At 67.7% G+C, this 1,073-nt stretch carries 1 protein-coding gene; it reads left to right on the top strand.

The window, feature by feature from the left end:
- Nucleotides 1-230 precede the first annotated feature (230 nt).
- The coding region (locus IQ35_RS21005) for a hypothetical protein (RefSeq protein WP_199740005.1) at nucleotides 231-1,073 on the top strand (843 nt) is incomplete at its 3' end.

The raw sequence follows: 1,073 nt of genomic DNA, 5'->3' as shown, positions 1-1,073 counted from the left end.
TTTTCTGGTTCCCCGAACGGTCGCTCATGAACCATGGCGCGACGGCGGAAAACGACGTCACCTATCTCTTCATTTCGAACAAGGCGTTCGACCTGCATTTCGCGCACGAGGAAGGTGATCCGCCCGCGAAGGCTTGAGGGTCGCGCCCAACGTCTCAGGAGGCTGTCATCAGGATTGTCGGATATGCATCGCGCTGGAGCGCGTGGGCGGGGGAACGCATCGGTTTCTTCGTGAGTTGCGGCGCGCCGGAATATCGCGTGGAGCTGCGGCGGCTGATCCATGCCGACCAGAACCCGCAAGGCCCCGGCCGCAAGGAAGAGGTGGTCGATCATCCGGTCAACCGCGAGGTTTTCCGGGGCGAGGAGCAGCATATCCGCGCCGGTTCCTGCATGGTGGTGGAAACGCCGCCGCCCCTTGGCGAGATGGTGCTGACGGGGGCGTTTCGTCCGACACTGGCCAAGGCCGGACCGCAGACCCTGTTCGCGCTGACGGATTCGGCGGGGCGCGTTTTCCGGGCGACGCTCGGGCCGGAGGGGCTGGTGCTGTCCGGACCGGATGGAGCCGCGAGTAAGGCTGTCCCGGTGCCGGTCAACCAGTGGCGCAGGTTCCGGTTGCATCTGGACCTGCGCGGCGGCGCGATGCGGCTCTCGTGGGAAAGCCCCCGTTTCAATCCGCTCGGTGGCGGGGGGACACTGAGCCTCGCGTTCGATCCGTCGGGCGACGCGGTACTCGCGGGCCTCGTCTTCGCCGCGAGCGGGGTCGGGTGCGCGGGTCGCCAGTCCATCGTCCATGACCCGTTCAACGGACGCCTCGCCGATCTTCGGCTTTCGGACGGCGCGGGCAGGCCCGTTGCCGCCTGGGATTTCGTCGCGGAGGCGGCGAGCGAGATCGTGCCCGATGTCGCGGGGGGCAATGCGCCGGGGCGGACGATCAATCGCCCGACCCGCCTTGTCGCCGGACCCGATCTGGAAGGGCAGGCGCGCTGGGCGACCGATGCACCCGGACTGTTCAACGCCGCCCACTTCCACGACGATGACCTCGCCGATGCCGGATGGACCGAAAGCTTCGCCTTC

The sequence above is a fragment of the Sphingobium wenxiniae genome, from assembly GCF_007830065.1.
Classification (GTDB): domain Bacteria; phylum Pseudomonadota; class Alphaproteobacteria; order Sphingomonadales; family Sphingomonadaceae; genus Sphingobium; species Sphingobium wenxiniae.
Note: the sequence above shows the minus strand (reverse complement) of the source record. Positions and strands in the feature narration are given on the sequence as shown.